At 59.8% G+C, this 3,118-nt stretch carries 4 protein-coding genes; all 4 read left to right on the plus strand.

Annotation, left to right across the window (positions count from 1 at the left end):
- On the plus strand, nucleotides 1-808 hold an 808-nt coding region (locus AB4043_RS24270), incomplete at its 5' end, for a pyridoxal phosphate-dependent aminotransferase (protein WP_442308355.1).
- Entirely contained in the window at nucleotides 795-1,454 is a 660-nt protein-coding gene (gene hisB / locus AB4043_RS24275) for an imidazoleglycerol-phosphate dehydratase HisB (RefSeq protein ID WP_442301907.1), read from the plus strand. The genes AB4043_RS24270 and hisB, both read left to right, overlap by 14 nt.
- Nucleotides 1,455-1,910: 456 nt before the next feature.
- Nucleotides 1,911-2,144: a glutamine amidotransferase-related protein gene (locus tag AB4043_RS24280; protein ID WP_442308356.1), complete on the plus strand. Its 234-nt coding sequence runs from the start codon at nucleotides 1,911-1,913 to the stop codon at nucleotides 2,142-2,144.
- Nucleotides 2,145-2,436: 292 nt separating this feature from the next.
- On the plus strand, nucleotides 2,437-3,118 hold a 682-nt coding region (hisF, locus tag AB4043_RS24285), incomplete at its 3' end, for an imidazole glycerol phosphate synthase subunit HisF (RefSeq protein WP_442308357.1).

Here is a 3,118-nt window from a genome sequence, read left to right on the forward strand (position 1 = left end):
CCCCAGCTTCTTCATGTACGACGTCAACGTGCTGGCCATGGGCGCGAAGCTGCATCGCATTCAGGCAGACAAGACACTGGCCTTTCCGTATGAGCGGTTTGTCGCCGCTATCAATGAGAAGACCAGGCTGATCATTCTGTGCTCGCCGAACAATCCGACGGGCACGACGATGACGAAGGAACAGATCCGCAACATCGCGAATATGGCTCCGCGGGCGGCTGTGCTGGTGGATGAGGCCTACTACCATTTCTTCGGCGAGACCATTCTGGACGAGCTTGCCTCGCTGCCGAACGTGATCGTCGCGCGCACTTTCTCGAAGGCCTATGGCCTGGCGAATCTGCGCGCCGGAGCGCTGATTACGTCTGCCGAGTTGATGACGCATCTGCGTAAGGCCGCTTCTCCGTACAACGTGAATGGTGTAGCACTGGCGGCGCTGGAGGCATCGCTCGATGACGATGTGTATCTCGACTGGTATGCGGACCAGATCCGCCTTGGCCGCGAGCGTATGGCCAAAGGTTTGGACGAGTTGGGGATTCCGTACTACCCCTCGCACGCCAACTTTATCCTGATGCGGATTGGGCCGCGCCACAAGCAGTTCGTCGCCGACGCACGGGCGCATGGCGTGCTGCTGCGTGACCGGTCGAACGATCCCGGACTCTCCGGATGTGTGCGCATCACCATCGGACCCAACGATCATGTAGAGCGCGGCCTGGCTGCACTGAAACTGGCGATCCACGCCATGAACTGGACGCCGGCCGAGGCCGGCCTGAGCAAAGGAACAACCGGAGAAGAACATGAGTACGAGTAAGACCACGAAGAAGTCCGTTGCAGCCGCCGCCCCGGCGCCTGCCGTAAAGCCGCTGAAGGCCCGCACGGGATCGGTCAAGCGCGATACGACCGAGACGCAGATTGCGCTGAAGCTGAACATCGACGGCACCGGTATCTACAAGGTCACAACCGGCATCCGCTTCTTCGATCACATGCTGGAGCTCTTTACCCGCCACGGCGGCTTCGATTTGACCCTGACCTGCAACGGAGATCTGGATGTCGACCAGCACCACACGGTGGAAGATGTAGGCATCGCTCTGGGTGAGGCGTTCGATAAGGCTCTGGGCAATAAAAAGGGCATCCTGCGCGCCGGCTACTTCGTGATGGCGATGGATGAGACGCTGGCGGTAGCGGCWGTCGATCTTTCGGGTCGTGTGGCTTATGTAGTCGATGACAAGGTGAAGACACGCCTCGTAGGTGACTTCCAGGCTGAACTGCTGGCCGACTTCTTCGACGGCTTCGCTCGCGGAGCGCGCGCGAATGTGCATGTGAAGACCATGTATGGCCGCAGCAACCACCACAAGATCGAGGCGATCTTCAAGGCTTTTGCTCGCGCGCTACGCGGAGCCTGCAGCCGCGATGAGCGCATGGCCGAGATCCTGCCCAGCACGAAGGGATTGCTTTAGGTGGCAGCGTTGTCCCCATGGCGAAGGTACATCTTCAAAGCTGGTATCGGCGTGCTTGCCTGCGACGCTCTTATTCAGCTTGTAGCGTTCCTTCGCTATCTCTCCCTCCATCGCTTTATTGGAGTGATAGAGGGGACGACGTGGCTCGAATACATCACCTCTGCTTGGTTCATAGGCTTCGTCTTAGTTTTGTTCGGCAAAGGAAAGCCGAGACTAGCCGCCCTGGCAATCGGCATAGCGCTCGCAATGCCCTTCACCCTCATCAATTGGTAAAGCCATGATTGCTGTGATTGACTACAAAGCCGGAAACCTCACTAGCGTTGTCAAAGCGCTGAACTACCTTGGCGCACAAACTGAGGTCACGCAATCGCCTGACGTTGTTCTGGACGCTGCGAGCGCTTCCCCGCGACGTCGGAAGGCGCGGAGCTGAAGAGCCCGCACGTCGGCTGGAACTCGTTGGAGCAGATTCGACCGGACTCGCGGCTGCTACGCGGTATCCCCGATGGCAGCTTTGTGTACTACACACACTCCTGGCGTGCCCCGCTGAGCGAAGACACGGCTGCGGTGACGAACTATGGCGGAGCCTTCACCGCTGCGGTCGAACGGGACAACGTGATGGGCGTACAGTTCCATCCGGAGAAATCCAGTGAGACTGGCCTGCAGTTGTTGAAGAACTTTCTGGGGATCTAACGATGAATCTTCCGGAAGCCCGAACCATCGAAAGAGCCCATACCCCGGGTGCCCCATATCTGCGTAGCAGATGTGGGATATTCGCGCTCTGCGCGAACCGCTTTCTCTGTGATCTAGCTATCCAGTCGAAGGGCGACGTTCAGACCGCCGGGGTGCCCCACCCTCACGGAGTTAGGGTGGGCAAGGAAGCCACGAAATTCCGAACAGCACGCAGAATCAATTCTTTCGATGTACCTCAATTCTTTGTGAAGACATCATCTACGAACCAGCAACCTCTTACGAAAGCAAACGCATGCTGACCAAACGCATCATCGCCTGCCTCGACGTCCGTGATGGACGCGTCGTCAAAGGCATCCAGTTTGTCGATATCATCGACGCCGGCGATCCGGCGGAACTGGCGCATCGCCACGCCGCTGCCGGAGCGGACGAGATCGTGTTGCTCGACATAACTGCTACGCACGAAGGCCGCGCCACGCTGATCGACACGGTGCGCCGCGCCGCTTCGCAGCTCTTCATTCCCTTCACCGTCGGTGGCGGCATTCGTTCTGCCCAGGAAGCAGAAGCCGTCTTCACCGCGGGCGCGGATAAGATCAGCATCAACTCTGCCGCCATCGCGCGGCCGGAGCTGATCGGCGAGATCGGCGGAGCCTTCGGTGCACAGGCGGTCGTCGTTGCTATCGATGCTCGCCGCGCTGCTGATTCGACCGATCCAGTACGCAATGCCGAGGTCTACGTCGCCGGTGGACGCAAGCCAACGGGACGCAAGGTCGTCGACTGGGCGCGTGAAGCGGAAGACCGCGGCGCGGGTGAGATTCTGCTGACCAGCATGGACTCCGACGGTACTCGCGCGGGCTTTGATTGCGAGCTGACCGCCGCGGTCTCCGAGGCGGTACAGATCCCCGTCATCGCCAGTGGCGGCGCCGGAACCGCGCAGCACTTCGCCGATGTCTTCACACGAGGCAAGGCTGATGCAG

It is taken from the genome of Terriglobus sp. YAF25, assembly GCF_052113305.1.
GTDB lineage: Bacteria > Acidobacteriota > Terriglobia > Terriglobales > Acidobacteriaceae > Terriglobus.